The organism is Phenylobacterium sp., assembly GCF_004799515.1.
Taxonomy (GTDB): Bacteria; Pseudomonadota; Alphaproteobacteria; order Caulobacterales; family Caulobacteraceae; genus Phenylobacterium.
The window spans coordinates 180,179-206,442 of record NZ_SSMX01000030.1; the positions used below are offsets into that span (position 1 = coordinate 180,179).

Below are 26,264 nucleotides of genomic sequence, written 5' to 3' on the forward strand. Positions count from 1 at the left end.
GGCGCGGCTGGGGAAGCGCGAGGCCGGGGACGGAGATGCGATTGGATCGGCGCAGGGCGCTCGCCCTGCTGGGCCTTGGGGCTGCGGCGCCCGCAACCAGAGCGCTGGCCCGCGACCCGGTGACCTTCGAGCACGGCGTGGCCTCGGGCGACCCGTTGCAGGACCGGATCATCCTGTGGACCCGCATCACCGCGCGGGGGTCCGATCCGGTCGCCTACAGCTGGCGGCTCGATCCCCTCGACCGCAAGGGCGGCGGCAAGCACGGCAGCGGCGTCACCGGCGCCGACCGCGACTTCACCGTCAAGGTCGACGTGGTCAACCTCGATCCGGGCCGCGCCTACAGCTTCCAGTTCGAGGCCGGCGGCGTGAAGTCGCCGGTGGGCCGCACCGCGACCCTGCCGGACGGGCCGGTCAAGGACGCGGTGCTGGCGGTCTGCACCTGCGCCCTCTATCCGAACGGCTATTTCAACGCCTATGGCGCGATCGCCCGGCTGGCGCGGGTCGACGCGGTGGTCTGCCTGGGCGACTACATCTACGAATACGGCGGCCCCGGCTCCTACGGCATGGACAGCCCGGTGGCCGACGAGCGGCCGCACCAGCCCGGGCATGAGTGCGTCACCCTCGGCGACTACCGCCGCCGCCACGCCCAGTACAAGACCGACCCCCAGCTACAGGCGGCGCACGCCCGCGCGCCCTGGATCGTGGTCTGGGACGACCACGAGACCGCCAACGACAGCTGGACCGGCGGGGCGGAGAACCACCAGCCGGCCACCGAGGGCGACTGGAACGTCCGCAAGGCCGCCGCCATCAAGGCCTATTACGAGTGGATGCCGATCCGCGAGCCCTCCGGCGGCGGCTTCGCCATCAACCGCTCCTTCGACTTCGGCGACGTGGCCAGCCTGTTCATGCTGGAGACCCGGCTGACGGCGCGCGACCACCAGCTCTATCCGGAGGTGGAGTTGCCCCGCACGCCGACGCCCCTCGACGTGGCCGCCTGGCGCCAGCGGCTGGACAACCCGGCGCGCAAGATGATGTCGGCCAGCCAGGAGGCCTGGCTGGCCACCGGCCTCTCGGCCTCGGTGAAGGCGGGCACGCCCTGGCAGGTGCTGGGCAACGAGGTGGTGATGGCCAGGCTCAACACGCCACCTCTGCGCCGCTACATGACCGCCGAAGCCTATGCGGCGATGAAGGCCGAGCTGCCGAAGCCGTCACAGGCCAAGCTCGCCCGTCTGGAGGCGAACGCCACGCTCGGTCTGCCGTGGGGCGCGGACATGTGGGACGGCTATCCCGCCGACCGCCAGCGGCTCTACGCCCTGGTGGAGAAGGCCAAGGCCAACCTGGTAGTGATCTCCGGCGACAGCCACGCCTTCTGGGCCAATGAGCTGTGGACCGCCGAGACCGGCGGCAAGCGGGTGGGCGTGGAGTTCGGCACGGCCGGGGTCACCAGCCCGGGCCCGGGCGAGGTCTTCCCGCAGGCGCCGCTGGGCGAGGCCTTCGCCCGCTACAACCGCGAGGTCGTGTTCAACAACCAGACGGCCAAGGGCTTCCTGCTGCTGACCCTGACCCACACCCAGGCGACCTGCGAGCTGATCGCGGTCTCCTCGATCAAGGACAAGGCCTACACGACCCGCGCCATCGCGACCTATCGCGCGACGCCCGGGCCGAACGGCGTCTCGGCCCTGAAGGCGGTCTGAGGCTCAGGCCTCAGCGGAAGACATGGATGCCGCCAACCCCGCCGCTCGGCGCCTCGGCCAGGCCACGGATCTCCAGGCGCACGCGCCGCGCGCCGCAAAGGCAGCGGAGGCGGCTCTCCAGTTGGGCGGTGGCTTGGCGCGTCAGCCCCTGGCCGACCCAGGGCCTGGGATCGATCACCGCCTCGCGTCCGCAGCCGCAGACCGCCCACAGGCTGGAACGGGCGGCGAGCGCCTGGAAGAGCCTGGGCCATGCCGGCCACGCCTGGGCGATGTATTGGGCCGCGCCGTCCGCCATGTCCGTTCTCCGCCATCGAGGGGAAGGAACAAAAACAGAACTTCTGGAGCCGCGCGAGTCCCTTGGAGTTGTACCGGCGAACGAGGCGTCTACCGTCGCGAGAGCGCCAGCTTGACGCCGAAGCCCAGGAAGACCGCGCCGGTGGTCCTGTCCAGCCAGCGCACCACGGCGGGCCGCCGCAGGGCCCTGGCGATCGGGCGCGTGGCGCCGACCAGGGCGGCGAACCAGACGAAGCTCATCGCCACGTGCAGCGCGGCCAGCAGGAAGATGAAGGGCGCGGGCGCCACGCCGGCCGGCAGGAACTGCGGCAGGAAGGAGACGTAGAAGACGCCGACCTTCGGGTTCAGCAGATTGGTCAGGAAGCCCTTGCGCAGCCAGCCCAGCGGACTGGCCCTGGACGCGGCGGCGTCGCCCACCTCAAAGCGGTCGCGGGGCTTCAGCAGGAGGCCGATCCCCAGCCAGACGAGATAGGCCGCGCCGGCCCACTTCAGCGCCGTGAAGGCCAGCGCCGAGGCCTGCAGCAGGGCCGCGAGGCCCAGCGCCGTGGCCGCGCCCCAGACCAGGCAGCCCGCGCCGATCCCCAAGGCCGCCAGCCCCGCGCGCTTCGGCCCCTCGACCGCAGCGGTGCGCAGGACGAGCGCGGTGTCGAGCCCTGGCGTCACCGTCAGCAGGCCCGCGGCGACGGAGAAGGCGATCAGCGCCTGGACGACGGTCATGGCGCCTCCCGGAGCTTCCCGTCCGCGATCACCCGGTAGAAGCACGACCGCGCCCCGGTGTGGCAGGCGCCGCCGTCGCCCTGCGGCAGCACCTTCAGCCAGACGCAGTCCTGGTCGCAGTCGATGCGCGCCTCGACGATCCGCTGCACCTGGCCGCTGGTGGCGCCCTTATGCCAGAGCTCGCCGCGGCTGCGGCTCCAGTAGTGGGCCTCGCCGGTGGCCAGGGTGCGTTCGAGCGCCTCGGCGTTCATCCAGGCGAACATCAGCACCTCGCCGGTCTCGGCATGGGTCGCCACAGCGGCGATCAGGCCGGCGGCGTCGAAGCGCGGCGCAAGCTCGGTCCCATGCTCCAGGGCGTGCTTGTCGGGCGCGGTGGGGAAGGTCGCGGTCATGGCCGTCCATATGGCGCCGCTGGCCCAGGCCCCACAACCGACTGTCCCGGCTTTCACCGGGACGTCCGGAGGACGGGCGGCGCGCGGTTACTTCTTGTTCGCGAAGTCCAGGAAGCGTTGGCGCAGCGTCGGGTCGGTCTTGAAGACGCCGGTGAACTGGGTGGTGATGGTCGAGACGTGCCGGTGGTGCACGCCGCGCGTCGTCATGCACTGGTGGGTGGCGTCGATCAGCACGGCCACGCCCGCCGGGCGCAGGCTGTCGGTGATGGCGTCGGCGATCTGCTGGGTCATGGTCTCCTGGGTCTGGAGACGCTTGGCGAAGATCTCGACCACCTTGGCGAGCTTGGAGATGCCGACCACGCGGTTGGTCGGCATGTAGGCCACGTAGGCCTTGCCGAGGAACGGGGCCATGTGGTGCTCGCAGTGGCTCTCCACCTCGATCTCGCGCAGCATGACGATGTCGTCGTAGCCCTGCACGTCCTCGAAGGTGCGGCTGAGCTCCTTGGCCGGGTCGGCGGCATAGCCCTCGAACCATTCGCCGTAGGCGTCGACGACGCGCTTGGGCGTGTCGAGCACGCCTTCGCGGCGCGGGTCGTCGCCGGCCCAGGCGATCAGGGTGCGCACGGCCTCCATGGCCTCCTCGCGGGAGGGGCGCTTCACGGGGTCAAGATCAAGGTCGGTGTTGGAGCCGACCAGGGTTCGGTCGCGGAGAGCGTCCATGATTGTGCGGGGTCTTTCCAGGGCTGAGTTGCGCCGGGACGAGGGTCCCGGAAATGACGCGTGGCCACCCTTTGGCTTGGATGGGGAAACCATCGAGGGGTTCCCGTGGCTTCCCGATCCGCCCATCTGTATATGGGCCGGACCGGTTTCCGGGCAACTGTCACTCCGCGTTAGAAAAGCTCAATGCCGCTCAAGCTCTACGACACCATGGCCCGCGCCAAGCGGGACTTCGCGCCCAAGGATCCCCGCCGGGTGACGATGTATGTCTGTGGGCCGACGGTCTACAACTACAGCCACATCGGCAATTTCCGGCCCGTCGTGGTGTTCGACGTGCTGTTCCGCTTGCTGCGCCGGCTCTATGGCGAGGACGCGGTGCGCTATGCGGCCAATGTCACCGACGTGGACGACAAGATCAACGCCAAGGCCGCCGAGGAAGGCGTGCCGATCACCGCGATCACCGACCGATACCTGGCCGCCTACAACGGCGACGCCGCCGCGCTCGGCGCCCTGCCGCCGACGGTGCAGCCTCGGGCGACTGAGACCATGGACGCCATCGTCGCCATGATCGGCCGGCTGGTGGAGAACAGCTCGGCCTACGCCGCCGAGGGCCATGTGCTCTTCGACACCCAGAACTTCGCCGACTACGGCAAGCTGTCGGGCCGGCCGCTGGACGAGATGATCGCCGGCGCCCGGGTCGAGGTCGCTCCGTACAAGCGCCACCCCGCCGACTTCGTGCTGTGGAAGCCGTCGAAGCCGGGCGAGCCTGTGTGGGAAAGCCCCTGGGGTCCGGGCCGGCCGGGCTGGCACATCGAATGCTCGGCGATGATCGAGCAGGAGCTGGGCCTGCCCATCGACATCCACGGCGGCGGCATCGACTTGGTCTTCCCGCACCACGAGAACGAACTCGCCCAGGGCGTCTGCGACGGCCACCAGCACGGGACCTACGCGAACTACTGGCTGCACAACGGCTTCCTCAACATGGGCGAAGAGAAGATGTCGAAGAGCCTGGGCAATGTGACTCTGGCCCACGACCTCCTGCAGCAACAGCCGGGCGAGGCGATCCGCTGGGCGCTTCTCGCCGCGCACTACCGCCAGCCGCTGTCCTGGACCGAGGACGCCCTGGTCCAGGCGCGCAATTCGCTGGATCACCTCTACGGCGTCCTGGGCCGCGCGCGGCACATCGAGGCCGGCGGCAGCGGGGCGCTGGCCGAGGAGCAGCTGGAGCCGCTGCTGGACGACCTCAACACGCCGGCGGCCATGGCCCAGATCAAGAAGCTGGCCACCGACCTGGACGCCGCCGTGCGCAAGGGCTCCGGACAGGCGGCGCCCCTGAAGCAGGACCTGATGGCGCTGGCCTCGGTGCTGGGCGTCCTGCAGGCCGATCCGCAAGGCTGGTTCCAGGGCGGCGCCGACGAGGGCCTGAAGGACCGGATCGACGCCCTGGTCGCCGCCCGTGACGCGGCGCGCCGGGCCAAGGACTGGGGCGAAGCCGACCGCTTGCGCGCCGAGCTGACCGCGCTCAACGTCGAGGTGATGGACGGACCCGCCGGCGCCACCTGGCGGTTACTGTCGGTGAAAGAGGGGGAGCAGGCCTGACATGCCGATCGCGCCACCGCCGCAACTGAAGGCCGGCCTCTTCGCGCGGGGCTCCGGCACGCTGAAGGGTCCCAAGGCCGTCAAGGGCCCGCCGCCGCCCAAGCCGCCGCCCGGCCTGCGCATCGAGCACCGCGTGGGCATCCAGGCGCCGGCCGAGGTGATCTGGGAGGTGCTCGCCGACCTGAAGTCCTGGGAGCAGTGGTGCAAGCTCTATCCCAAGGCCGCCGGCGAGATCCGCATCGGCTCGGTGCTGGATATCACCCTGGCCCTGCCCGGGCGGCCGGAGGAAGAGATCCATCCGACCGTGCTGGAATGGGTGCCCAACGAGCAGCTGCACTGGCGGCTCACCATGCTGGGCGGCCTGGTGAAGACCACCCGCTTCTTCGAGATCGAGACCCTGGCGGCGGAGAGCTGCATCGTCTCCAACGGCGAGCTGATCGCGGGGCTGATCGGGCCGCGCCTGGGCAAGCGCATGGGCCGCACCATCTACCGCGCCTTCGTACAGATGAACGACGACCTGAAGGCCCGCGCCGAACTCCTCTGGCAGCGCCGCAAGGACTAGCGGCGGGCGGCCTCGGCGAACCGCCCGAGCTGGGTCCAGACCTCGGCGAAGACCGCCTGGACGAAGGTCCCGAGCGCGGCGGGCTGGCCGGCGGCGCGGCCGCGCTCGGCGGTGAGCCGCATGCCGCCGGACACCAGCATGGCCAGGAGGCGCGACGGAAACGGGTCCGCACCCGGCGGCTCTCGGGCCAGGAGGGCGGCGGCCAGGGTGTCCTCGAGGCGGACGTACTTCAGATGCTCGCGGGCCTTCAGCGCCGGGGTGGTCTGGATCAGCGCATCGACGGCGAAGGCGTCGGCCTGGGCGGCGGCGTGGCCTACGGTCTCGACCAGGGCGGCCTCAATGGCCTTGGGCGCGGGCTCGTCGGCCGGACGGGCGGCCAGCGCGGCGGCCAGGGCTTCGCCGAAGGCGTCCTGCCAGGCCAGCACCACCTCCTCCTTGCTCGGGAAGTAGTCGAAGAAGCTGCGCTTGGAGACGACCGCGGCGGCGGCGATCTCGTCGACGGTGGTGGCGTCGTAGCCGCGGGCCAGGAACAGCTTCAGGGCGGCGTCCACGATCCGCGCGCGGGTCTCGCGCCGCTTGCGTTGCCTCAGGCCCTCGATGGCGGGTTCGCCGGTCACAAATATTCACCTATTGCAAATTTGCATTAAATGCAAATATAAGCAGGAACAGATCGAGGAGGACGCTATGGCGGGTTGGACGACCGAGCAAATGCCGACGCAGGATGGGCGGATCGCGCTGATCACCGGCGCCACCGGCGGCATCGGCTACGAGGCGGCCCTGGCGCTGGCCGGCAAGGGCGCCAGGGTGATCGTCGCCGCGCGCAACCCGGCCAAGGGCGAGGCGGCCCTGGCGTCGATCCGCGCAGCCCATCCCGGCGCGGACGTCCGCTTCGAGATGATCGACCTCACCAGCCTGGCCTCGGTCGCCGCCTGCGCCGAGCGGGTGATGGCCGCCGAGCCGCGCCTGGACCTGTTGATCAACAACGCCGGCGTCATGACCCCGCCCACACGGCAGGAGACCGCCGACGGCTTCGAGCTGCAGTTCGGGGTCAACCACCTGGCGCACGTCGCCCTGACCGCGCGCCTGCTGCCGCTGGTGCGGCGCGGCCGGAGCCCGCGGATCGTCACCGTCTCCAGCGGGGCGCACCACACCGGCAAGATCGATTTCGGCGACCTCAACTGGGTCAAGCGCCGCTACCAGCCCTGGCCGGCCTACAGCCAGTCGAAGCTGGCCAATGTCCTCTTCGCCTTTGAGCTGCAGCGCCGCAGCCACCTGGGCGGCTGGGGCGTGATGAGCAACGCCTGCCACCCCGGCTACGCCCGCACGGACCTGATCGCCAACGGTCCGGGCGTTGACTCGCCGATGAGCCGCTACACCCGGTGGCTGCAGCCCTACATCAGCCAGTCGGCGCCGGACGGCGCTCTGCCCACCCTCTATGCGGCGACCTCGCCGGACGCCCAGGGCGGCGGCTACTACGGCCCCTCGCGCCTGTTCGAACTGGTCGGGCCGCCGAAGCGCGCCCGCGTCGCCGCCCCGGCCCGGCGCGCGGCCACCGCCAAGCGGCTGTGGACCGTCTCCGAGGAGCTGACCGGAGCCTCGTTCCCAGCCTGACCGTGGCCGGCGTTGCCCGCGACGACACGCCGTGTACTGTCGCCCTCCAGCGGGATGGAGACTGTCTTGGGCGTGAAGGCGTGGATTCTGGCGAGCGCGGCGATCGCCTCGGTGCTGGGCGCGGGCTGCGTGGCGGAGGCCGCCGGCAAGGCGAAGTTCGGGACCTGGGGCTATGACGCCTCGGCCATGGACGCCTCGGTGAAGCCGGGTGACGACTTCTTCAAATATGTCAACGGCGCCTGGGACAAACGCACCGAGATCGCCCCGGACAAGACCAGCGCCGGTGTCGACGTGGTGCTGGCCGACGAGGCCGAGCAGCAGGTCCACGCCATCGTCGAACGCCTGGCCAAGGATCCCGCCGCGGCCGGACCTGGCGGCCAGCGGGTGGGCGACTTCTACGCCGCCTGGATGGACGAGAAGGGGCTGGAGGCCAAGGGAACCGCGCCGCTCAAGCCCTACCTCGCCAGGATCGCGGCGCTGAAGACCAAGGCCGAGGTCGCCAAGCTGTTCGCCGAGCCTGGCTTCGAGAGCCCGGTGAACGTCGGGATCAACCCCGACCTCGACAATCCCGACATCTATGTGGTGGCCCTCGAGCAGTCGGGCCTGGGCCTGCCCAACCGCGACTACTACCTGCGCGAGGGGGCCAAGTACGACGCCTTCCGCAAGGCCTACCGGGACTATGTGATCAAGGTCCAGACCCTGGCCGGCATCCCGGACGCCGCGGCCAAGGCCGACGCCATCATCGCGCTCGAGCACAGAATCGCCGAGGCGCACTGGGCGCCGGAGCGCACCCGCGACATCGAGCAGATCAACAATCCGATGACGCTGGAAAAGCTGCAGGCGACGGCGCCTCAGCTGCCCTGGGCGGCGATGATGCAGGCCGGCGGCCTGGGCGCGCCGAAGAAGGTGCTGGTGGCCGAGCCCAGCGAGGTGAAGGCCGCCGGCGAACTCTTCGCCTCGACGCCGCTTGCGGTGTGGAAGGACTATCTGGCCTACCACTTCATCCGCACCCACGCGGCCTATCTGCCGCACGCTTTCGACCAGGCGAACTTCGACTTCTTCTCCCACACCCTGCGCGACGTGCCGGTGCAGCGGGAACGCTGGAAGCGGGGCGTGCAGCTCATCAACCGCGGCCTGGGCGAAGAGGTCGGCCGCATCTACGTCGCCGAGCACTTCCCGCCTGAGGCGGAGCGCCAGACCGGCGAGCTGATCGCCAACCTGACGGCGGCCTACGGCGAGCGGTTCAAGAGCGCGGCCTGGATGGACGAGCCCACCCGCAAGGCCGCCCTGGTGAAGCTCGGGACGTTCGATCCCAGGCTCGGTCACCCCAAGAAGTGGATCGACTACTCCAGCCTCAAGATCGACCGCCACGACCTCCTGGGCGATGCGGTGCGCGTCGAGCGGTTCGACTGGAGCCTGCAGCTCTCCCGCTATCCTAAGCCGGTGGACAAGGGCCTCTGGGACATGGTCCCGCAGGAGGTCAACGCCTACTATAACCCGCTCGCCAACCAGATCACGTTCCCGGCCGCGATCCTGCAGCCGCCCTATTTCGACCCGGGCGCCGACCCGGCCGCCAACTACGGCGGCGAGGGCGGGGTGATCGGCCACGAGATGGGCCACGGCTTCGACGACGAGGGCCGCCACTTCGACGAGACCGGCAAGGTGCGCGACTGGTGGACCGCCGACGCCGCCAAGGCCTTCGGCGAGCGCGCCGCCATGCTGGGCAAGCAGTTCGACGCCTACGAGCCGGTGCCCGGCGTGCACATCAACGGCAAGCTGACCATGGGCGAGAACCTGGGCGACCTGGGCGGGCTGGAAGCCGCCTACGCCGCGTGGCGCCGCTACGTGGCCCAGCACGGCGAGCCGCCGCTGATCGACGGCTTCACCGGCGATCAGCGGTTCTTCATCGCCTACGCCCAGTCCTGGCAGGACAAGACCCGCGAAGGCGCGCTGCGCCAGCAGCTGCTGACCAACGAGCACAGTCCGCCGGAGTACCGGGTGAACGGCATCGTCCGGAACGTCGACGCCTGGTACGCCGCCTTCAACGTCAAGCCGGGCGACAAGCTCTACCTGCCGCCCGAGCAGCGGGTGCACATCTGGTAGGCCGCTAAGCCTGCCGCCCCAGCAGCGGGTCGGAGACGCTGGGCTTGCCGTCCTCACCGTGGCCGGCGAAGCGGCGCTGGAAGCTGGGCGCCTCGACGCAGGTGACGGTGAGGTCGTACCAGTTGCGGCTGGCCTTCAGGTCCCAGGTGTCCGTGGCCTGTTCGCCGGGCGCGAGGCGGTGCAGCCGCGCCGGAGCGGCGAAATAGGCCGTGGGCGCCACGTCCAGGGCGATGGGCCTGGTCCCGCTGTTGCGCAGCGTCACCACCAGCTTGCCGCTCCGGGCGTCGAAGCGGGCCGACGCCTCCGGTCCCGCCGCGCCGGCCTCGCCGCGGAAGCCGCGCAGGAAGCCGTTGGGGCCGTACAGCGTCCAGTCGTAGCGGCCGTCGGCGGGGGCCAGGTCGGTCAGGCTCTTGCCGGCCTCCACGGCGTAGAACCGGGGCTCGCCGCCGCGCGGGGCGCGCAGGTCGAAGGCCGCGCCGGCGGTCCCGGTGTTGGCCAGGGTGAGCGCCAGGCCGTCCGGCTTCACCTCGCCCGCCACGTCGAAGGCGTAGGGCAGGGGCCGCGCGAGCCGCTGGCCGGGCTCCTGCCGCGGATGGCTTTCGGCCACCTCGGGCGCCTTAGGCATGGGCAGCGCCTTGGCCTTCTCCGCCCGGACCGGCAGCGCCGAGGCGTCGGGCAGGGCCTGGGGGCTGCGGTTCGGGGTCCTGAAGTCGAACAGGCTCGTCAGGTCGCCGCACACCGCCCGCCGCCAGGGGGAGATCTGCGGCTCCATCACCCCGAAGCGGACCTCCAGGAAGCGGATCACGGATGAGTGGTCATGCAGCTGGGAGTTCACGAAGCCGCCCTTGGTCCAGGGCGAGACCACCAGCAGCGGCACGCGGGGACCTAAGCCCACCGGCTCGCCGTGATAGTCCTCATGCGTGGTGGCCACCGTGCTCTTGCCCGGCGCCGTCCCGACCGGCGGGATCGGCGGCGGCACGTGGTCGAAGAAGCCGTCGTTCTCGTCGTAGTTCAGGATGAAGACGGTCTTGGCCCAGACCTTGGGGTTCGACGCCAGGGTCGCGATCAGCCGCGCCACCAGATGCTCGCCGTCCGAAGGGCTGGCCTGCGGGTGCTCGGAGAGCTTGTAGTTGGTGACGATCCAGGAGACCTGCGGCAGGCGGTCGGCGCTGACGTCGGCGGCGAACTGGTCGACCAGGTGCTGGCCATCGCTATCCTTGGCGTTCTCCTTGGTCGAGCCTGGCGACCAGGCCCGGCCGCGCTGGTAAAGGACCGAGTCCGGGCCGATGCCGCGGAAATTGTCGAAGTAGGCGAGGCCATTGTCGCCGTAGTTCTCGTACTCCTGGTAGACCTTCCAGGAGACGCCCGCCGCCTGCAGCCGCTCGGCGTAGGTGGGCCATTTCAGGCCCTGGAACTTCGGCGAATCCTCCGCCGGATTGGAGTTGTTGTTGGTCTCCTCCGGCGGGTTGGCGACCACGATGCGGCTGTCGTCGCCGGCGGCCAGGCCGCTGGTGCCGGAGAACAGGAACAGCCGGTTCGGGTTGGTCGGGCCGAAGATCGAGCAGTGGTAGGCGTCACAGATCGTAAAGGCGTCGGCCAACGCATAGTAGAACGGGATGTCCGCGCGGGTGAAGTAGCCCATGGTCAGCGGCGTCTTGGCCGGGATCCAGGCGTCGTGGTGCTTCCAGCGCGCGTGGCTGCCCTTCCAGCTGTGATCCAGGTCGATCATCGTCTCGGCCCGGGTGGCGCTGGTGTCGAGGTGGAACGGGCTGACGGTGGAGACGCCGTCCTTGGCCGGCTGCTTCCAGACGCTCTGGCCGCTGGGCAGCATCAGGGGCCGCGGATCGCCATAGCCGCGCACCCCGCGCAGGGTCCCGTAGTAGTGGTCGAAGGCGCGGTTCTCCTGCATCAGGATCACCACGTGCTCCACGTCCTGGATGGTGCCGGTGACGCGGTTGGCGGGCAGCGCCAGCGCCTTGGCCACCCCCGGAGGAAGCGCCGCCGCGCCTACGGCGCCGGCCGCCAGTTGCAGGAAATTCCTGCGCCCTTCCCATCGATTTCCCACCAACGGACCCCATTCCTGCGTCCGCCCGACAGCGGCGGAGCGGACCATAGCTCAACTTAGCGCCCCCGCCGAAGGGCTCAAAAGGCTCTGCGCCGGTTCTGTGTCAGCCGGGCGTCGGTCGATCGGAAGCCGGATTCCCAGTAATTCCCACAATTAACCTCAAATTCAGATGGAAATGGGAACAGGGCCGCGGAACCCGCCGAGAAACGGTCGGGACGCAATCGAGATTCCCGATGACCCGCAGAGCGACGAACACCTCAAAGACCCTGGCCGGCCTTGGCGTCCTGGCCCTGATGGCCACGAGCGCCTTGGCCGGCCCGGCTTCCGCCGACACGGCCGCTGAGCCGGCGGCCGGCGCGCCCGCCGCCGCGGCGCCTGCCGTCGAGCCCTCCAAGGCGAACGACAGCGCCCTGACCTGGAACGGGATCACTCTCTACGGGACCGTCGACATCGGTGTCGCCTATCTGAGCCACGGCGCGCCGCTGACCCAGTACTACGGGCCGGGCCTGCCGTTCGTGATCCAGAAGAACAGTAACAAGGCGACGACCTCGATCTCGCCCAACGGCCTGTCGCAGTCGAAGATCGGCGTCTCCGGCGTCGAGCCCCTGACCAGCGACATCGCCGCGGTGTTCAAGCTGGAGACCGGCTTCCAGCCCACCTCCGGCAACCTGGCCAACGGCCCGAAGAGCCTGCTCATCGACAACGGCCGCCCGCTCGACCAGCAGATCACCAACGGCGACTCCAGCCGCGCGGGCCAGCTGTTCCAGGGCGCGGCCTATCTGGGCCTGGCGTCGAAGACCTGGGGGACGCTGACCTACGGCCTGCAGACCTCGCTCTTGCTGGACAACTTCGCCAAGTACGACCCGCAGTACCAGTCGCAGGCCTTCTCGGTGATCGGCTACTCCGGTTTCGCGTCCGGCGGCGGCGCCACCGAGACGGCGCGCTTCGACAACTCGGTGAAGTACCTCGTGAGCAAGGGCTGGGCCCGTTTCGCCTACCTGCACAACTTCGAAGGGGGCGACAACTTCCCGGGCCAGGCCGACCAGGTCGACGTCGGCGGCGACTACAAGGGCTTCTCGGCCGACCTGACCTATTCGCACGTCGCCGACGCGGTGTCGGAATCCTCCCTGACCGCGGCCCAGAACCTGGCCCATCCGGGCACCCTGGCAGCGACCGTCTCGGACAACACCGCCTACGCCATCGAGGCCCGCTATGTGCTCGGCAAGGCCAAGATCTACGGCGGTTTCGAGAACATCGAGATGGCCAACCCGAACCATCCGCTGCCGGTCGGTTTTCAGGGGATCGGCGGCTATGTGCTGAGCGTGGTCAACAACACCGCCTACGCCATCCACCGGGTGGAGAAGGTGTCTTGGACGGGCCTGCGCTATTCGCTGACCGGCAAGCTGGACCTGACCGGCGCCTACTACCGCTACGATCAGAATAGCTACAAGGGCAACGGCTGCTCCGACGCCAGCGCCTCGTCCTGCTCGGGCCAGCTTTGGGACGCCTCGGCGGTCGCCGATTATCGGCTGAGCAAGCGCTTCGATGTCTACGGCGGCGTGAACCATTCCGCCGTCGCCAACGGCCTGGCCTCCGGCTTCCTGCAAAAGAGCTCCACCGACCCGGTGGTGGGCGTGCGTTTCACCTTTTAGCCCGCCGAAGCCCGGGCCGCGGCGATCGGTCGAGAATCACGGCGGCGCTGCGATCGCAGCGCCGCCGATCCGCCGAGGCGACCGTCGCTGACTTCGAGCCAAGACCGGCGAAACCGCTCCGCCGAACTCAACGCGCCTATAGATAAACTTGAAGCGTCTTTCCCTAGTGTTCCGATAGGAATTGCCGGGCCGCATCTGCGCGGCGTTATGCCGGCGCGCATAGCGCTGTCGTCCGGGTGGTGGCTCAACGGGGAAAGCCACGATGCACGACAAGAAACCGACGGTCCGGCGCCTGCTGCTCGCAGCGGCCGCCACCGGCGCCTTCGCCACCGCCGCCCACGCCCAGACCGCCGCCGACCCGCGCGACGCCGAGATCCAGGCGCTGACGGCGCAGGTGCGGGCGCTGGCCGCCAAGGTCGACGCGCTCGAGGCGCGCGAGATCGTCCAGACGCCCGGCGCGCCGGCGGCCCCGGCCGCCGCCGGCTCGGGACCCACAGCTGCGGCCACCGGCGGCGTGGTCAGCATCGCCGATGGTCATCCGAGCATCGCCAGCGCCGACGGCCGCTTCACCGCCAACCTGCACGCGGTGATGCAGTTCGACGCCGCCGACTATGACCAGGCGACGCCCGGCCCGATCACCTCGGACTTCCGGCGCGGGGCCGCTTCCACCGACACGTCGCACGCCCGCGACCTGTCCTCGGGCAGCGACTTCCGCCGCGCCCGGCTGGGCATCGACGGCCGCGCCTTCGGCGACTGGGACTATGACCTCCTGCTGGAATTCGGCGGGGCGGGCGAAGAGGACGCCGGCCACATCCAGGAGCTCTGGATCCAGTACTCGGGCCTCAAGCCCTTCCACGCCCGGATCGGCGCCTTCGCCCCGTCCGTCGGCCTGGAGGACCAGGGCTCGACCAACGGCATGCTGTTCCTGGAGCGGCCCGCCGTCTCCGACATCGCCCGCAGCCTGGCCGGCGGCGACTATCGCGAAGGCGCGGAGATCTGGGGCGGGTCCAGCTGGTGGTACGTCAACGGCGCGGTGACCGGCCGCGTGGTGGGGGTGGTCAACTCCCAGGCCACCGGCGTCAGCCAGCCCTACGACAGCCAGCTGGGCTTCATCGGCCGCATCGGCTTCCTGCCGATCCATACCCAGAACGCCATGCTGGAGGTGGGCGTCCACGGATCCTACGTCGACCGTCCGGCCGACAACGGCGGCCCGGACACCGCCGCCACCGGCGTGCGCTACGGCATCACCCTGCAGGAGCGGCCGGAGCTGCGCGTCGACGGCACCCGGCTGATCTCCACCGGCGCCATCAACGCCCGCCACGCCGACACCGTGGGCCTGGAGGCCGCCGGCGAACTCGGCCGGTTCTTCCTGCAATCGGAATATGAGAGCTTCGGCATCGAACGGCTGAACCCGGCCGCCGGCGTCACCGACCCGAGCTTCCACGGCTACTACGTCGAGGGCGCCTTCAGCCTGACCGGCGAGCGGCGGCGGTTCAACGCCACGACCTGGGCCTTCGACGGGCCCTCGGTGAGCCATCCGTACAGCTGGGCCGACGGCGGCTGGGGCGCCTTCGAGCTCGCCGTGCGCTACTCCGACATCGACCTGAACTATCACGCCGGCGCCCTGGGGACCGCGCCCAGCCCGGACGCCGTGCGCGGCGGAGATCAGCAGATCTGGACCGGCGGCCTGAACTGGTACCCGAACAGCTTCGTGAAGTTCATGCTGGACTACCAGGACGTGCGCATCGACCGGCTGTCGCCGTCGGCGACCAGCTTCCAGACGCCCACCGGCGTCGAGATCGGCCAGCACTACCACGTGGTGGCGCTGCGCTCGCAGTTCGCCTTCTGAGCCAGGCGCCGTCGCGGTCGGGCCTCGCGCCCTAGACCGCGGCGGCCGCCAGGGCGTCCTCGGCCGCCGGCTCGACGTGGAAGGCGCCTGAAAAGCGAAGGCCGATCGCCAGCATGATCGCCCCGCCCAGCGCGACGAGGCCGGCGTGCAGGCCCCAGAAGGCGCTGGCCGACAGGGTCTCGTAGAGCGACCCCATCCGTCCACTGATGGTGCTGCCCAGGAAAACCGCCAGGTTGTAGACCCCGATCATGGTGGCGTTGACGCTGCGCGGGGCGGCCCGGGAATAGAGCGCCGTCATGGTCGGCGTGAAGTAGAGCCAGCCCAGGTTCGAACCCAGATGAAAGGCGACCGCCCAGATGAGCGGCGTTCGTCCGTGGGCGTCGGTGACCAGTCCCGCCGCGCCCAGCCAGAGGGTCGCGGCGGCGAAGATGAAGCAGCCGATGGCGACCTTGACGAACTCCGTGGGCTCGCGGCCGCGCGCGGCCTGCCAGCGCCAGAACATCAGCATCGGCGGCAGGCAGATGAAGGGCGACAGTCCGTCCAGCGCCTGCAGCCAGGGCACCGGCACGGTGAAGCTTCCCACCTGCAGCTCGATGTGGTCGCGGACCCACAGGTTGTAGGTGTTCCAGACCTGGCTCTGGGCGATCCAGAACAGCGACGCCACCGGCACCAGCGCCAGCAGACGCCAGACGATGCGCCGCTCCTTGGCCGTCAGCGGGACGCGGGCGGCGGCGGGCCCGCGCGGCAGGCGCGGGATCAGCTCACCTTGGCCGGCGACATAGACGATCAGGCCGACCAGCATGCCGAAGCCCGCGAAGGCGAAGCCCACGTGCCAGCCGAAGGCCGCGCCCAGGGCGCCGGTCACCAGGGGCGCGATGAAGGCCCCCAGGTTGATCATCGAGGCGTAGAGCTGGAAGGCCACGGCGCGGCGGCGGTCGTCCGGCGGATAGAGCTCGCCCACCTGCGGCACCAGGTTGCCGCGGAAGATGCCGGCGCCGAAGATCAGGAAGGCGAGCGCCAGCAGGAACGACTGGTCGAAGGCCATGCAGAAATGGCCGGCGGTCATCAGGAGGGCGCCGAGCGTCACGGCGCGGTTGCGCCCCAGCACCCGGTCGCCGAGCCAGCCGCCGAACGCCGGGGTGAAATAGACCAGGCCCACGTAGAGGCCGAAGATCTGGGTCGCCAGGCCCTGCGGCGTCAGGTGGCCGAACACCGCCTGCACCCCGGCGCTGAACCCCCGGAAGCCCACGATCTTCTCGACGTGGCCCGGGGTGAACAGCTGGCCCACCATGTAGAGCGTGAGCAGCGCCTGCATCCCGTGGAAGGAGATGCGGTCCCAAAGCTCCGTGCCCGCCAGCACATAGAGGCCGCGCGGATGGCCGAAGAGTTCGCGGCCCTTCGGCCTCTCGCCCGCCTCGATCACGCCTGCGTCCATGCCGGTCCCCCGCGAGGTCGAACCCTAGGCGGGCTCGACCAGCGGTGGCAACGACGCAGGCGGCCGCGAGTGAGGCGAAGGGTCAGAACGCCTTGGTGACGCCCGCGTAGAAGCCGCGCCGGGGGCCGAACTGCGGCGCGCCCACGCCGATGCCGGTGCCGTCGCGAATCTCATATTCCTCGTCGAACAGGTTGATGATGTCGCCGCGCAGGGTAAGCGGTCCGCCCGGCAGGCCCTTGAACTCGTGCAGGACGCTCAGGTTGACCTGCACATAGCCCGGCACGTGGTCGCCGTTGGGCACGGTCCCGTCCTTGCGCAGGCCCGAGCCGTAGATCAGGTCGCCGGAGACCCGCGTGCCCTCGTCGAACTTGTAGGCGACGCCCGCCGAGGCGGTGTAGGTCTGGTCGTGGTCCAGATAGATGAAGTGGTTCTGGATGAAGGCCAAATCGTCGGGGCTGAAGTTGAACTGGCTGGAGATGATGTCCTTGCCCTTTGCCTGGCTGACCGCGAAGTTGCCGTAGGCCGTCCAGGGGCCGTTCTGATAGTTGCCGCTCAGCTCGACGCCCCGGGCGTAGCCGATGCGGTAGTTGAACGGCGTCAGGATGATCGGCGCGCCGAACTGGCCTTCGTCGATCAGGTTCTTGGCCTCCTTGTCGTAGGCGTCGATACCGAGCGTCAGGTCGCCGATCTTCTGCTGCGCGCCCACGTCGAAATAGTTGTCGCGCTCCGACCGCGGCAGGTCGTTCGCAGTCCCCGGCTGCGCGCCGCTGGTGCCGACGAACTTCAGGACCGCCGTCGAGGCGATCAGCTCGAAGGGCGGTGGCGAGAAGTAGCGCGAATAGCCGGCGTGGAACGTCGTCCCGTCCCAAGGCGTCCACACCAGGTTCACCCGGGGCGAAACCTGGTTCTCGTCGCGGAACGACTCCAGCTGATCGAAGCGCAGGCCGTAGTTCATGGTCAGGCTGCTGGTCAGCTTCCACTCGTCTTCGAGGTAGGCCGAATAGGTCTGGGCGTCGGCGGCGCTGTCGTCGACGATAGTCTCCGCCGCGTTGCCGATCTGATTGCCGTTGGCGTCCAGCGGGAAGACCTGGGAGTTGGTGTTGCTGGTGGTGTGGTCGATGGTGACGATCACCCCGCCGCGCAGGGTGTGGGTGTCGTTGAGCTTGTAGACCCCTTCGATCTGGGTCCCGAAGGCTGTGTCGGTCTTGTCCGCCGCCTGGGCGATACCGTTGAACAAGAGCTCGCCGGTGGACGTCGGGCGTGTACTTCAGCTCGGAATAGCGGGCGAAGACCGAGGCCTGGATGGTGAACTGGTCGGTGGTCTTCAGATAGGTGACGATGGCGTAGGAGGTGCCCTCCTGCTGGTTCTCGTTGAGCTGCGCCGACGGGAAGGTGGAGACGCCGTTCAGGTTGAAGCCCAGGGTAGGCTCCAGGCCGGGCGTGTTGGGGATCTGGAACTTGTCCTGCGAGGTCCCGGCGATCAGCGAGATGCGGCTGGTGTCGTCGAGGATGTGGTCGAGGTAGCCGAAGGCCTGGTACTGGTCGGAGTGGTCGTGGACCGGGGTGCCGCGGCCGTCCGGGCTCTCGATGCCGACGTCGGTGCCGGTGTAGCTGCCGGAGAAGAAGGCGCTGTTGGCGCCGGACGAGCCGCCGTACTCGATCGAGGGCTCGATCATCCCGTGGCTGCCGCCGTAGACACCCACCTCGCCGGAGTTGTCGAAGCCGCTCTTGGTGGTGATGTTGACGATGCCGGCGTCGCGGATGCCGTACTGCGCGGGCAGGGCGCCGGTGATCAGGTCGACATTGGCGGCGAGGCGCGGCGACAGCGACTGGCCGAACACCTGCAGGCCCTCGGGCAGGATGACGTTGTTCAGGCGGAACTGGATGTTGCCGTGGTCGCCGCGGATGTGCAGCTGGCCGAAGCTGTCCTGCGCCACGCCCGGCGCCTGCAAGATCACCTGATTGAGCTCCGCATTGGCGCCGGACGGCAGGTTGTTGATGAACGCCTCGGGCATGGAATAGCTGGTGGCGCCCAGCGAGGGCTCGACCTCGGACCGCGCCGCGTCCAGCCGCGCGGCGGTGACCACGATCTCGGAGACTTGGCCGGGCGCTGCGGGCGGCGTTGGGGCGGCGCCGGACTGTTGCGCGGCCCCCGTTTGAGCGGACACGGGGCCGGCGGCGGCGGCCAGGGCGCAAGCGCCCGCAGCCGCCAGCAGAAGCTGTCGGTAGGTCATGATGATCCTGTCGGGCGGCCGTGGCCGGCGGCCCGCGTGAGGGGTTGGACTTAACGGCCCATGGGTCGAGGCATGTGTTATGATATATCATTACGGTGTCAATCGCCTTTCGCTGAGATTTGACTTCTGTGTCCCGGGCGCCGATCTAGGCGGCGATGATCGACGATCTCTACTCAGGCAGTGTGCTCGCGCTGGCGGCCAACCTGCCGCGGCTCGGGCGCCTCGCCGCGCCCGACGCCAGCGTCGAGAAGGTGGCCAAGCTGTGCGGCAGCCGGGTGGTGGTGGACGTGACGGTCAAGGATGGCCGCGTCGCCGATTTCGCCCAGGACGTGAAGGCCTGCGCGCTCGGCCAGGCCGCGGCGTCGGTGCTGGGCGCCCAGGTGATCGGCGCCAGCCTCGAAGAGCTGGAAGTGACCGCCACGCAGTTCCGCGCTATGTTGAAGGCGGGCGGACCCCCGCCCGACGGACGTTTCTCGGACTTGGCCATGCTCGCGCCTGTGAAGGACTATCCCGCCCGCCACGCCTCGACGCTGCTCGCGTTCGAGGCGGTGACGGAGGCTGTCCGCACGGCCACAGCCCGGAACGCCGGGCGAACTAGCCCCGCCGGCGCAGCTTGATCCTCCGCTAGCGGCAGCGTAATCGCTGCGCGCAAGCGGAAGACCTTAGCCGGCATGACCTTCTACGAACGCTGCGTCAGGGGCGCGCTACGCGCCTACAAGCTGACGCTTTCGCCGCTGATCGGGCGGCAATGCCGGTTCCTTCCGACCTGTTCGGAATACGCCGCAGACGCCCTGATCGGCCATGGCCCGTGGCGCGGGGGAGCCCTCGCCGTCCGCCGGCTGTGCCGTTGTCATCCCTGGAGCGGGGCATCGGGTTTCGACCCGGTCCCGCCTCCGCGCCGACCGAAGACCGCCAAGACGGATCTTGGGCCGCCGGCGCGCAAGTGGACCTGTGAATCATGATCGACCTGATTTTCCCAGACGGCTCGAAGCGCCAGTACGACGACGGCGCGACGGGCAAGGCCGTGGCCGCCTCCATCGCCCCCTCGCTGGCCAAGCGCGCGGCCCTCGTGAAGCTGGACGGCGAACTGCTGGACGTCGACCAGCCCCTGCCGCACGGCGGGCATTTCGAAATCCTGACGCGCGACAGCCTGGAGGCGCTGGAGACCCTGCGCCACGACGCCAGCCACATCATGGCCGAGGCGGTGCAGGAGCTGTTCCCCGGCACCCAGGTGACCATCGGCCCCTCGATCGAGGACGGCTTCTACTACGACTTCGCCCGCGATGAGCCGTTCAGCCTGGACGACCTGGCCAAGATCGAGCAGCGGATGAAGGAGATCGTCGACCGCGACGAGCCGATCCGCCGCGAGGTCTGGAAGCGCGACGAGGCCATCGCCCACTTCAAGTCGATCGGCGAGGCCTACAAGGCCGAGATCATCGAGGGCATCCCGGCCAGCGAGGACGTCAGCGTCTACTACCAGGGCCAATGGAAGGACCTCTGCCGGGGGCCGCACTTCCCGTCGACGAAGTTTGTCGGCAAGGCGTTCAAGCTGACCAAGCTGGCTGGCGCCTATTGGCGTGGCGATCACCGCAACGCCCAGCTGCAGCGCATCTACGGTACGGCCTGGTCCTCCGAGGCCGAGCTCGAGGCCTACATCCATCGAATCGAGGAAGCCGAGCGGCGTGACCATCGCAAGATCGGCCGGGCCATGGATCTCTTCCACCTGCAGGAAGAGGCCAAGGGGATGATCTTCTGGCACCCCAAGGGCTGGACGCTGTTCCGCACGCTGGAAAACTACATGCGCCGGCGGCTGGACGACGACGGCTACGTCGAGGTCAAGGCGCCCCAGCTGATGGACCGCGAGCTGTGGGAGAAGTCCGGCCACTGGCAGAAGTTCAGCCACGCCATGTTCACCTGTGAGACGGAGGAAGGCGAGGTCCTGGCCGTCAAGCCGATGAACTGCCCGGGCCACGTGCAGATCTTCAACCATGGCCAGAAGTCTTACCGCGACCTGCCGCTGCGCATGGCCGAGTTCGGGGCCTGCCACCGCTACGAGCCGTCCGGCGCCCTGCACGGCATCTTCCGGGTCCGTGGCTTCACGCAGGACGACGCCCACATCTTCTGCCGCGAGGACCAGATCGAGGCCGAGTCGACGAAGTTCGTGCGCCTGCTGGAGAGCGTCTACCGCGACTGCGGGATGGAGCTGCACGCGGTGAAGCTGGCGCTCAGGCCCGAGCTGCGGTTCGGCGACGACGGGGTCTGGGACGTGGCCGAGAAGAAGCTGGAGCGCGCCGCCCGGAACGCCGGCATCGCCCATGTAGAGATGCTGCCGGGCGAGGGCGCCTTCTATGGCCCCAAGCTGGAGTTCCACCTGCGCGACGCCATCGGCCGCACCTGGCAGTGCGGCACGCTGCAGCTCGACTATGTGCTGCCGGAGCGGCTGGACGCCGAGTACGTGGCCGAGGACGGCTCCAAGCAGCGGCCGGTGATGCTGCATCGGGCGATCTGCGGCTCGCTGGAGCGCTTCCTGGGCGTGATGATCGAGAATTTCGCCGGGGCCTTCCCGCTCTGGTTAGCTCCCGTTCAGGTTACGGTCGCCACGATCACATCGGACGCCGACGACTTCGCCCGCAAGGCGGCGGCGGCGTTGCGGGCAAGGGGGCTGCGCGTGGAAACCGACCTGCGCAACGAGAAGATCAACCTGAAGGTGCGGGAGCATTCCCTCGCCAAGGTCCCGGTCATCGCCGTGGTCGGACGACGTGAGGCCGACCTGGGGCAGGTGGCGCTGCGCCGGCTGGGTTCTGACGGCCAGCAGGTGCTGGACCTCGCCGAAGCCGTGAACCTGCTTGCCTTGCAGGCCAGTCCGCCCGATGTTGCACGTAGTGCTGGGGGCGCTGAATCGCAGTCTCCTGGTGCGGTCGGCGCCATGGAGGCTGGATGAACGGCATCGCCGCCCCGATCATCGCCGTGGAACCCGCGTCGGTTCCAGAGTTCCTCGCCAAACGCCGAAGCGTCACCGTAGTCATGGTCGTCTACATGACCGGGCCGGCGCTGGAGGAGAGCGTGGCGCGGGTGCTGAGCGACCCGCTGGTCGACGAATTCGTCATTGTCGACAATGGGTCCTCCAGCCCGGAAGCCGCCTGCCTGCATGCCCTGGCCGAGCGCGACAGCCGGGTGGTGCTGCTGAGCGGCCACGGCAATGTGGGCTTCGCCCGCGGCGCCAACCTGGGTGCGCGCAAGGCTGCCGGCGACATCCTGGTGTTCCTGAACCCCGACGCCTTCCTGCAGCCGCGCTGCATCGCCGAGCTGGTCCGTGAGATCGAGCCCCGGCCGGTCCCGTGCATCGTCGGCGGCCGGATCCTGAACGCCGACATGACCGAGCAACGCGGCGCGCGGCGCGGCGAGATCACCCCGATGACCGCGCTGATGTCGCTGAGCCGGCTGGCCGGCAAGACCCGCGGCTGGCGGCGGTTCGAGGTGCACTGGGAAGGCGATGCGGTGCCCGGCCAGGTGGTGGCGGTGCCGACCATCTCCGGCGCCTGCTTCTGCATGCGGCGCGAGGACTTCGACTGCGTTCAGGGCTTCGACGAGGGTTATTTCCTGCACGTCGAGGACGTCGACCTCTGCTGGCGGGTGCGCCGGGCCGGCGGCGTGGTGCTGTTCCATCCCAAGGCCGAGGTGGTCCACCTGGGCCATACCAGCCTGACCAGTCCCGTGCGGGTTGAGTTCCACAAGGGCGTCGGCCTCGCCCGTTACTTCCGCAAGCGCGCCGTGGGCGTGAGCCAGCGGCTGGCCGCCTGGGTCCTGTCGCCGGTGGTCGTGCTGGCCGCCGTGGCGCGCCCGGTGATGTGGCGGCTGCGAGGGCGCGCCGGCTAGGCGCCTGTGGGCTTTAGGCCTTGGCCCCGCGCTTTGTCCGGAAACTGGCGAGCTTCGCGCCGCCTTCGGTGCGCCGCACCCTGGCGGGCGCGCTCACCGACCTGAAGAGCCTGCCCGCGCGCCTGGCCGATCCTGCCCGCCGCGGCGAACCCTGGGCCTTTGTCCACAACGTCGGCGACGGCGATTTCGTCGCGGTGGGCGCCCAGCTCGTACGCCATCTCCGCGACCACGCCGGCCTTCGCCCAAACGACCGGGTGCTGGACATCGGCTGCGGCAACGGCCGTGTCGCCGAGCCGCTCGCCGACCTCTTGGCCGAGGGCGGCGGAAGCTACGTCGGCTTCGACCTGTCGCGGCTGGGGATCGAGGCCTGCCGCCGCCGTTTCGCCGGTCGGCCGTACATGCGCTTCGAACACCTCGACGTCTGGAACGGCGAGTACAACGCCCACGGCCGGCTGGCCGAGGCGGACGTGGTTTTCCCGGCGCCGGAGGCCTCCATAGACCTGGTGTTCGCCACCTCGGTCTTCACCCACATGCGGATGTCGGGGATGCGGCGCTATCTCGCCGAGAGCGCCCGGGTGCTGGCGCCCGGTGGGCGGCTGGCCTTCACGGCCTTCGCCCTGGACGCGGACCGCCAGGCCTCCGAGGTCTTCGCCTTCAGGCCCTTCGACGAGACCTCCATGGCCATCGACCTGCGCTATCCCGAGCGCGCCATCGGCCACCAGCGCCCCGCGATAGAGGCGGCGGCGGCTGACGCGGGCCTGACCCTGCGCGCCAGCCTGAACGGCCTCTGGGCGCCGCCTTCGGCATACGATGGCGGCCAGGACCTGTTCGTGGCGGAAAAGCCCGCCGCCTAGGCCGGGATCGGGAACACCCCGGCGCGGCTCACGAAGGCGGCAGGCGGCTTGCCCAGAATCCCGGCCATCCACTTGGCGGTGGCGATCAGGGCCGGCAGGTCGTAGCCGGTCTCGAAGCCGGCGCGCTCCAGCATGTAGACCAGGTCCTCGGTGCCGATGTTGCCGGTGGCGTCCGGCGCGAAGGGGCAGCCGCCCAGGCCGCCGCAGCTGGCGTCCAGCACGTCGACGCCCGCTTCGACGCTGGCGTAGGCGTTGGCGAGGCCGGTGTTGCGGGTGTCGTGGAAATGCATGCGCAGGCGCTGGTCCGGCGCGGCCTCGCGGGTCGCCTCCACGCGCTTTCTCACCAGCCAGGGATCGGCGACGCCGATGGTGTCGGCGAGCGCGATCTCGGTCACGCCGGCCTCGGCCGCCGCGCGGACGATGCGCAGCACCTGATCCTCGGAGACCTCGCCGTCGAAGGGGCAGCCGAAGGCCACCGAGATGGTCACGGTGATCGGCGGGCCGCCCTCGGCCTTCTGCCGCGCGGCGATGGCCTGCATGGCGGCGGTCTGCTCGGCGGCGGAGGCGCCCTGGTTGCGGATGCCGAAGCCGTCGGTGGCGCAGACCACCACATTGGCCTCGTCACAGCCGGCGGCGACGCAGCGGTCCCAACCCTTCTCGTTCAGCACCAGGCCAATGCGCGAGCGGCCGTCCGTGCGCGGCAGGGCGGCGCTGATCTCCTCGGCGCCGGCCATCTGCGGCACGCGCTTGGGATTGACGAAGGAGACGGTCTCGATCCGCCGCGCGCCGGCGGCCTCCAGGCGGGCGATGAAGTCGAGCTTCTGGGCGACCTCCAGCAGGGCCTTCTCGTTCTGCAGGCCGTCGCGGGGGCCGACTTCGACGATCTCTATATGGCGGCTCATGGCTGGCCTCCCGGGGCTTGCGGACTGCTGGCGTCGGCCTGGTAGACGCGCAGGGTCATCTTCTTGCCGTCCGAATAGTCGAGGCCCTTCACCGACGCCACCACATGGGCGCTCGCGTGGTAGCCCGCCAGGGCCTGGCGGAAGGCGGCGTCCTGCCGTTGCTCGACCACGGCGGGGCGGTGCTCGGAGATCGCCTGGGCGGCGTCCTCGGGCCCGGCGATCTCGGTGGAGGTGCCGAGCGCGAAGACCAGGCTGGGCTCGGCGTAGCCGGTGACGGTCACCGGCGCGTCGACGATCCCCTGATCCGGCAGGAGCTGGGCCTTGCCCATGGCGTTGGCGACCCGTTCGGAGAGCCAGAGCGGCAGGAGGCGCGGCGCGAGGCCGGCGGCCAGCACCGCGTGCCCGGCCAGGCCCAGGGCGACGGCGGCGGCGACCGCGCCCTCCGGTGTCCGCCGCACCAGCAGCCAACCGCCGAAGAGGCCGGCCGCGGCCAGGAACAGCGCCGCGGGGATGGCCGCGGGCAGGTCGGTGGCGTCGCCATAGGCCTTGACCAGGTAGAAGGCCGCGCCGGCCAGCAGCACGCCGAACAGCCCGGCCAGGACCGCCCCGGTCCAGCGGGTCTTCTTGCCGATCGGCTCGACCAGGGCCCCGGCGGCCAGCCAGGCGACCGCCCCGTACATCGGCAGGGTGTAGTGGACGAGCTTGGTCGGCAGGGCCTCGAACACCAGCCAGCTCGGGACCAGCCAGGCCAGCGCGAACCGCACGCCCGGCTCGCGCCAGCGCCGCCAGGCGGTGACCGCCGCAGCCGGCAGCATCAGGGTCATGGGGAACATCAGGATGGGCGAGAGCAGGGCGTAGTAGCCGGGCGGCGCGCCGTGGGTCTCCTGGCCGCCAGCCAGCTTGGGCGCGAGGTCGCCGCCCAGGGCCGCGCTCCAGAAGCCGCCGTCGGTGGCCACGGTCACCGCCCAGGCCCAGGGCCCGCAGATGGCCACCAGCAGGATCAGGCCCCAGGCCCAGTTCAGCCGCGCAAGCCAGGCGGCCTTCCGGTCCAGCGCGATCAGCACCAGGATCGCCAGCCCCGCGACCATCGGCGCGATGGGGCCCTTGTCGAGGGTCCCCAGCGAGATCCCCAGCCAGAACAGCAGCCAGGCCCGCTTTCCGGCCGGCGGGCCGCCGTGCGACTCTGCGTAGAGCCGCCCTAACGCCGCCAGCGCCAGCGTCGTGGTCCCGCACAGCACCGCGTCGGTCTTGGCGATCAGGGCCTCGGTCGACAGCATGAAGGTCGCGCCCAGCATCGCCCCGGCCAGGAGGCCCGCGGGCCGGCCGAAGAAGGCCAGCGCGCCCCAGGCGCAGGCGGCGGCGGCCAGCATAGCGCCCATCAGGCTCGGGATGCGGTAGGCCCAGATCTGGCGGTCTTCCGGGTTGGACAGCAGGGAGACGCTGGCGGCCTGCAGCCAGTGGATGCCCACCGGCTTCTTGAAGCGCGGCTGGTCCTGGTAGCGGATCACCGTGAAGTCGCGGCTCTCCAGCATCTGGGCGGTAGCCTGGGTGAAGCGCGATTCGTCGCGGTCCAGGGGCGGCACGGCCAGCAGGCCCGGCAGGCCGGCCAGGAAGGCCACGAACGCCGCCAGCGCCGGTCCCCGCCAGCCTCGGCTCAGCCTCTGCAATTCACCCTCTAGCGTCATCGCGACCCTGATAGCACGATCCT

The 26,264-nt window shown here is 69.9% G+C and carries 23 protein-coding genes; 13 read left to right on the forward strand and 10 right to left on the reverse strand.

Features of this window, described 5'->3' with window-relative positions; genetic code table 11:
- Positions 1-35: 35 nt before the first annotated feature.
- The gene (locus tag E8A49_RS14065) at positions 36-1,694 is read left to right on the forward strand and encodes an alkaline phosphatase D family protein (RefSeq protein ID WP_293382318.1); all 1,659 of its coding nucleotides are present in this window, start codon (positions 36-38) and stop codon (positions 1,692-1,694) included.
- Between the two features lie 10 nt (positions 1,695-1,704).
- On the opposite strand, the gene E8A49_RS14070 is transcribed toward E8A49_RS14065, so the two are convergent.
- The 4 genes from E8A49_RS14070 to folE all read right to left on the reverse strand — a co-directional run bounded on the left by E8A49_RS14070 (position 1,705) and on the right by folE (position 3,817).
- Positions 1,705-1,989, reverse strand: coding sequence for a hypothetical protein (locus E8A49_RS14070; protein WP_293382321.1), 285 nt, complete (start codon positions 1,987-1,989; stop codon positions 1,705-1,707).
- Between the two features lie 89 nt (positions 1,990-2,078).
- Positions 2,079-2,705 carry a LysE family translocator gene (locus E8A49_RS14075; protein WP_293382324.1) on the reverse strand — a complete coding sequence of 209 codons (627 nt, stop codon included), beginning with the start codon at positions 2,703-2,705 and terminating at the stop codon, positions 2,079-2,081.
- Positions 2,702-3,097 carry a phosphoribosyl-AMP cyclohydrolase gene (gene hisI / locus E8A49_RS14080; RefSeq protein WP_293382327.1) on the reverse strand — a complete coding sequence of 132 codons (396 nt, stop codon included), beginning with the start codon at positions 3,095-3,097 and terminating at the stop codon, positions 2,702-2,704. Before hisI ends, E8A49_RS14075 begins: the two co-directional genes overlap by 4 nt.
- Before the next feature lie 87 nt (positions 3,098-3,184).
- Positions 3,185-3,817, reverse strand: coding sequence for a GTP cyclohydrolase I FolE (gene folE / locus E8A49_RS14085; protein WP_293382330.1), 633 nt, complete (start codon positions 3,815-3,817; stop codon positions 3,185-3,187).
- Positions 3,818-4,000: 183 nt separating this feature from the next.
- On the opposite strand from folE, the gene cysS reads away from it, so the two are divergent.
- Complete coding sequence (gene cysS, locus E8A49_RS14090; protein ID WP_293382333.1) at positions 4,001-5,413, forward strand: cysteine--tRNA ligase; 1,413 nt, start codon at positions 4,001-4,003, stop codon at positions 5,411-5,413.
- A gap of 1 nt (position 5,414) precedes the next feature.
- Positions 5,415-5,975, forward strand: coding sequence for an SRPBCC domain-containing protein (locus E8A49_RS14095; protein WP_293382336.1), 561 nt, complete (start codon positions 5,415-5,417; stop codon positions 5,973-5,975).
- Here E8A49_RS14095 and E8A49_RS14100 read toward each other — a convergent pair.
- Entirely contained in the window at positions 5,972-6,592 is a 621-nt protein-coding gene (locus E8A49_RS14100) for a TetR/AcrR family transcriptional regulator (RefSeq protein WP_293382339.1), read from the reverse strand. The genes E8A49_RS14095 and E8A49_RS14100 overlap by 4 nt on opposite strands.
- Before the next feature lie 67 nt (positions 6,593-6,659).
- Here E8A49_RS14100 and E8A49_RS14105 point away from each other — a divergent pair, with 67 nt between their 5' ends.
- Together E8A49_RS14105 and E8A49_RS14110 are read left to right on the forward strand one after the other, a co-directional pair.
- Positions 6,660-7,586, forward strand: a complete 927-nt coding sequence (locus E8A49_RS14105) for an SDR family oxidoreductase (protein WP_293382341.1) — start codon at positions 6,660-6,662, stop codon at positions 7,584-7,586.
- Positions 7,587-7,658: 72 nt separating this feature from the next.
- On the forward strand, positions 7,659-9,689 hold the full coding sequence (locus E8A49_RS14110) for a M13 family metallopeptidase (RefSeq protein ID WP_293382343.1): 2,031 nt from the start codon (positions 7,659-7,661) through the stop codon (positions 9,687-9,689).
- A 4-nt stretch (positions 9,690-9,693) separates the two neighbouring features.
- Here E8A49_RS14110 and E8A49_RS14115 read toward each other — a convergent pair whose 3' ends face one another.
- Positions 9,694-11,754: a phosphocholine-specific phospholipase C gene (locus E8A49_RS14115; protein ID WP_293382345.1), complete on the reverse strand. Its 2,061-nt coding sequence runs from the start codon at positions 11,752-11,754 to the stop codon at positions 9,694-9,696.
- A 233-nt stretch (positions 11,755-11,987) separates the two neighbouring features.
- Between E8A49_RS14115 and E8A49_RS14120 the strand changes: the two genes are divergently transcribed.
- Positions 11,988-13,406 (forward strand): porin, encoded by a 1,419-nt coding sequence (locus tag E8A49_RS14120; protein WP_293382347.1) that lies wholly within the window; start codon positions 11,988-11,990, stop codon positions 13,404-13,406.
- A 262-nt stretch (positions 13,407-13,668) separates the two neighbouring features.
- Entirely contained in the window at positions 13,669-15,255 is a 1,587-nt protein-coding gene (locus tag E8A49_RS14125; protein WP_293382349.1) for a porin, read from the forward strand.
- A 31-nt stretch (positions 15,256-15,286) separates the two neighbouring features.
- On the opposite strand, the gene E8A49_RS14130 is transcribed toward E8A49_RS14125, so the two are convergent.
- Together E8A49_RS14130 and E8A49_RS14135 are read right to left on the reverse strand one after the other, a co-directional pair.
- Complete coding sequence (locus E8A49_RS14130) at positions 15,287-16,690, reverse strand: peptide MFS transporter (protein ID WP_293382351.1); 1,404 nt, start codon at positions 16,688-16,690, stop codon at positions 15,287-15,289.
- Positions 16,691-16,772: 82 nt separating this feature from the next.
- The gene (locus tag E8A49_RS14135; protein WP_293382353.1) at positions 16,773-17,927 is read right to left on the reverse strand and encodes a TonB-dependent receptor; all 1,155 of its coding nucleotides are present in this window, start codon (positions 17,925-17,927) and stop codon (positions 16,773-16,775) included.
- Between E8A49_RS14135 and E8A49_RS14140 the strand changes: the two genes are divergently transcribed.
- From E8A49_RS14140 to E8A49_RS14165, 6 genes are all read left to right on the forward strand, one after another.
- Complete coding sequence (locus tag E8A49_RS14140) at positions 17,920-18,978, forward strand: hypothetical protein (RefSeq protein ID WP_293382355.1); 1,059 nt, start codon at positions 17,920-17,922, stop codon at positions 18,976-18,978. The genes E8A49_RS14135 and E8A49_RS14140 overlap by 8 nt on opposite strands.
- 101 nt (positions 18,979-19,079) lie before the next feature.
- Complete coding sequence (locus E8A49_RS14145; RefSeq protein WP_293382357.1) at positions 19,080-19,541, forward strand: iron-sulfur cluster assembly scaffold protein; 462 nt, start codon at positions 19,080-19,082, stop codon at positions 19,539-19,541.
- 54 nt (positions 19,542-19,595) lie between these two features.
- Positions 19,596-19,886, forward strand: coding sequence for a membrane protein insertion efficiency factor YidD (yidD, locus tag E8A49_RS14150; protein ID WP_293382359.1), 291 nt, complete (start codon positions 19,596-19,598; stop codon positions 19,884-19,886).
- Positions 19,883-21,865, forward strand: a complete 1,983-nt coding sequence (gene thrS / locus E8A49_RS14155) for a threonine--tRNA ligase (protein WP_293382361.1) — start codon at positions 19,883-19,885, stop codon at positions 21,863-21,865. Before yidD ends, thrS begins: the two co-directional genes overlap by 4 nt.
- Positions 21,862-22,800 carry a glycosyltransferase family 2 protein gene (locus tag E8A49_RS14160; protein ID WP_293382363.1) on the forward strand — a complete coding sequence of 313 codons (939 nt, stop codon included), beginning with the start codon at positions 21,862-21,864 and terminating at the stop codon, positions 22,798-22,800. Before thrS ends, E8A49_RS14160 begins: the two co-directional genes overlap by 4 nt.
- A 20-nt stretch (positions 22,801-22,820) precedes the next feature.
- The gene (locus E8A49_RS14165) at positions 22,821-23,654 is read left to right on the forward strand and encodes a class I SAM-dependent methyltransferase (RefSeq protein ID WP_293382365.1); all 834 of its coding nucleotides are present in this window, start codon (positions 22,821-22,823) and stop codon (positions 23,652-23,654) included.
- Here the strand turns inward: E8A49_RS14165 and E8A49_RS14170 are convergent.
- Both E8A49_RS14170 and E8A49_RS14175 read right to left on the reverse strand, forming a co-directional pair.
- On the reverse strand, positions 23,651-24,556 hold the full coding sequence (locus tag E8A49_RS14170) for a hydroxymethylglutaryl-CoA lyase (RefSeq protein ID WP_293382368.1): 906 nt from the start codon (positions 24,554-24,556) through the stop codon (positions 23,651-23,653). The two genes, E8A49_RS14165 and E8A49_RS14170, sit on opposite strands and share 4 nt — an antisense overlap.
- Positions 24,553-26,223, reverse strand: a complete 1,671-nt coding sequence (locus tag E8A49_RS14175; protein WP_366928826.1) for a glycosyltransferase family 39 protein — start codon at positions 26,221-26,223, stop codon at positions 24,553-24,555. Before E8A49_RS14175 ends, E8A49_RS14170 begins: the two co-directional genes overlap by 4 nt.
- Positions 26,224-26,264: the final 41 nt, after the last annotated feature.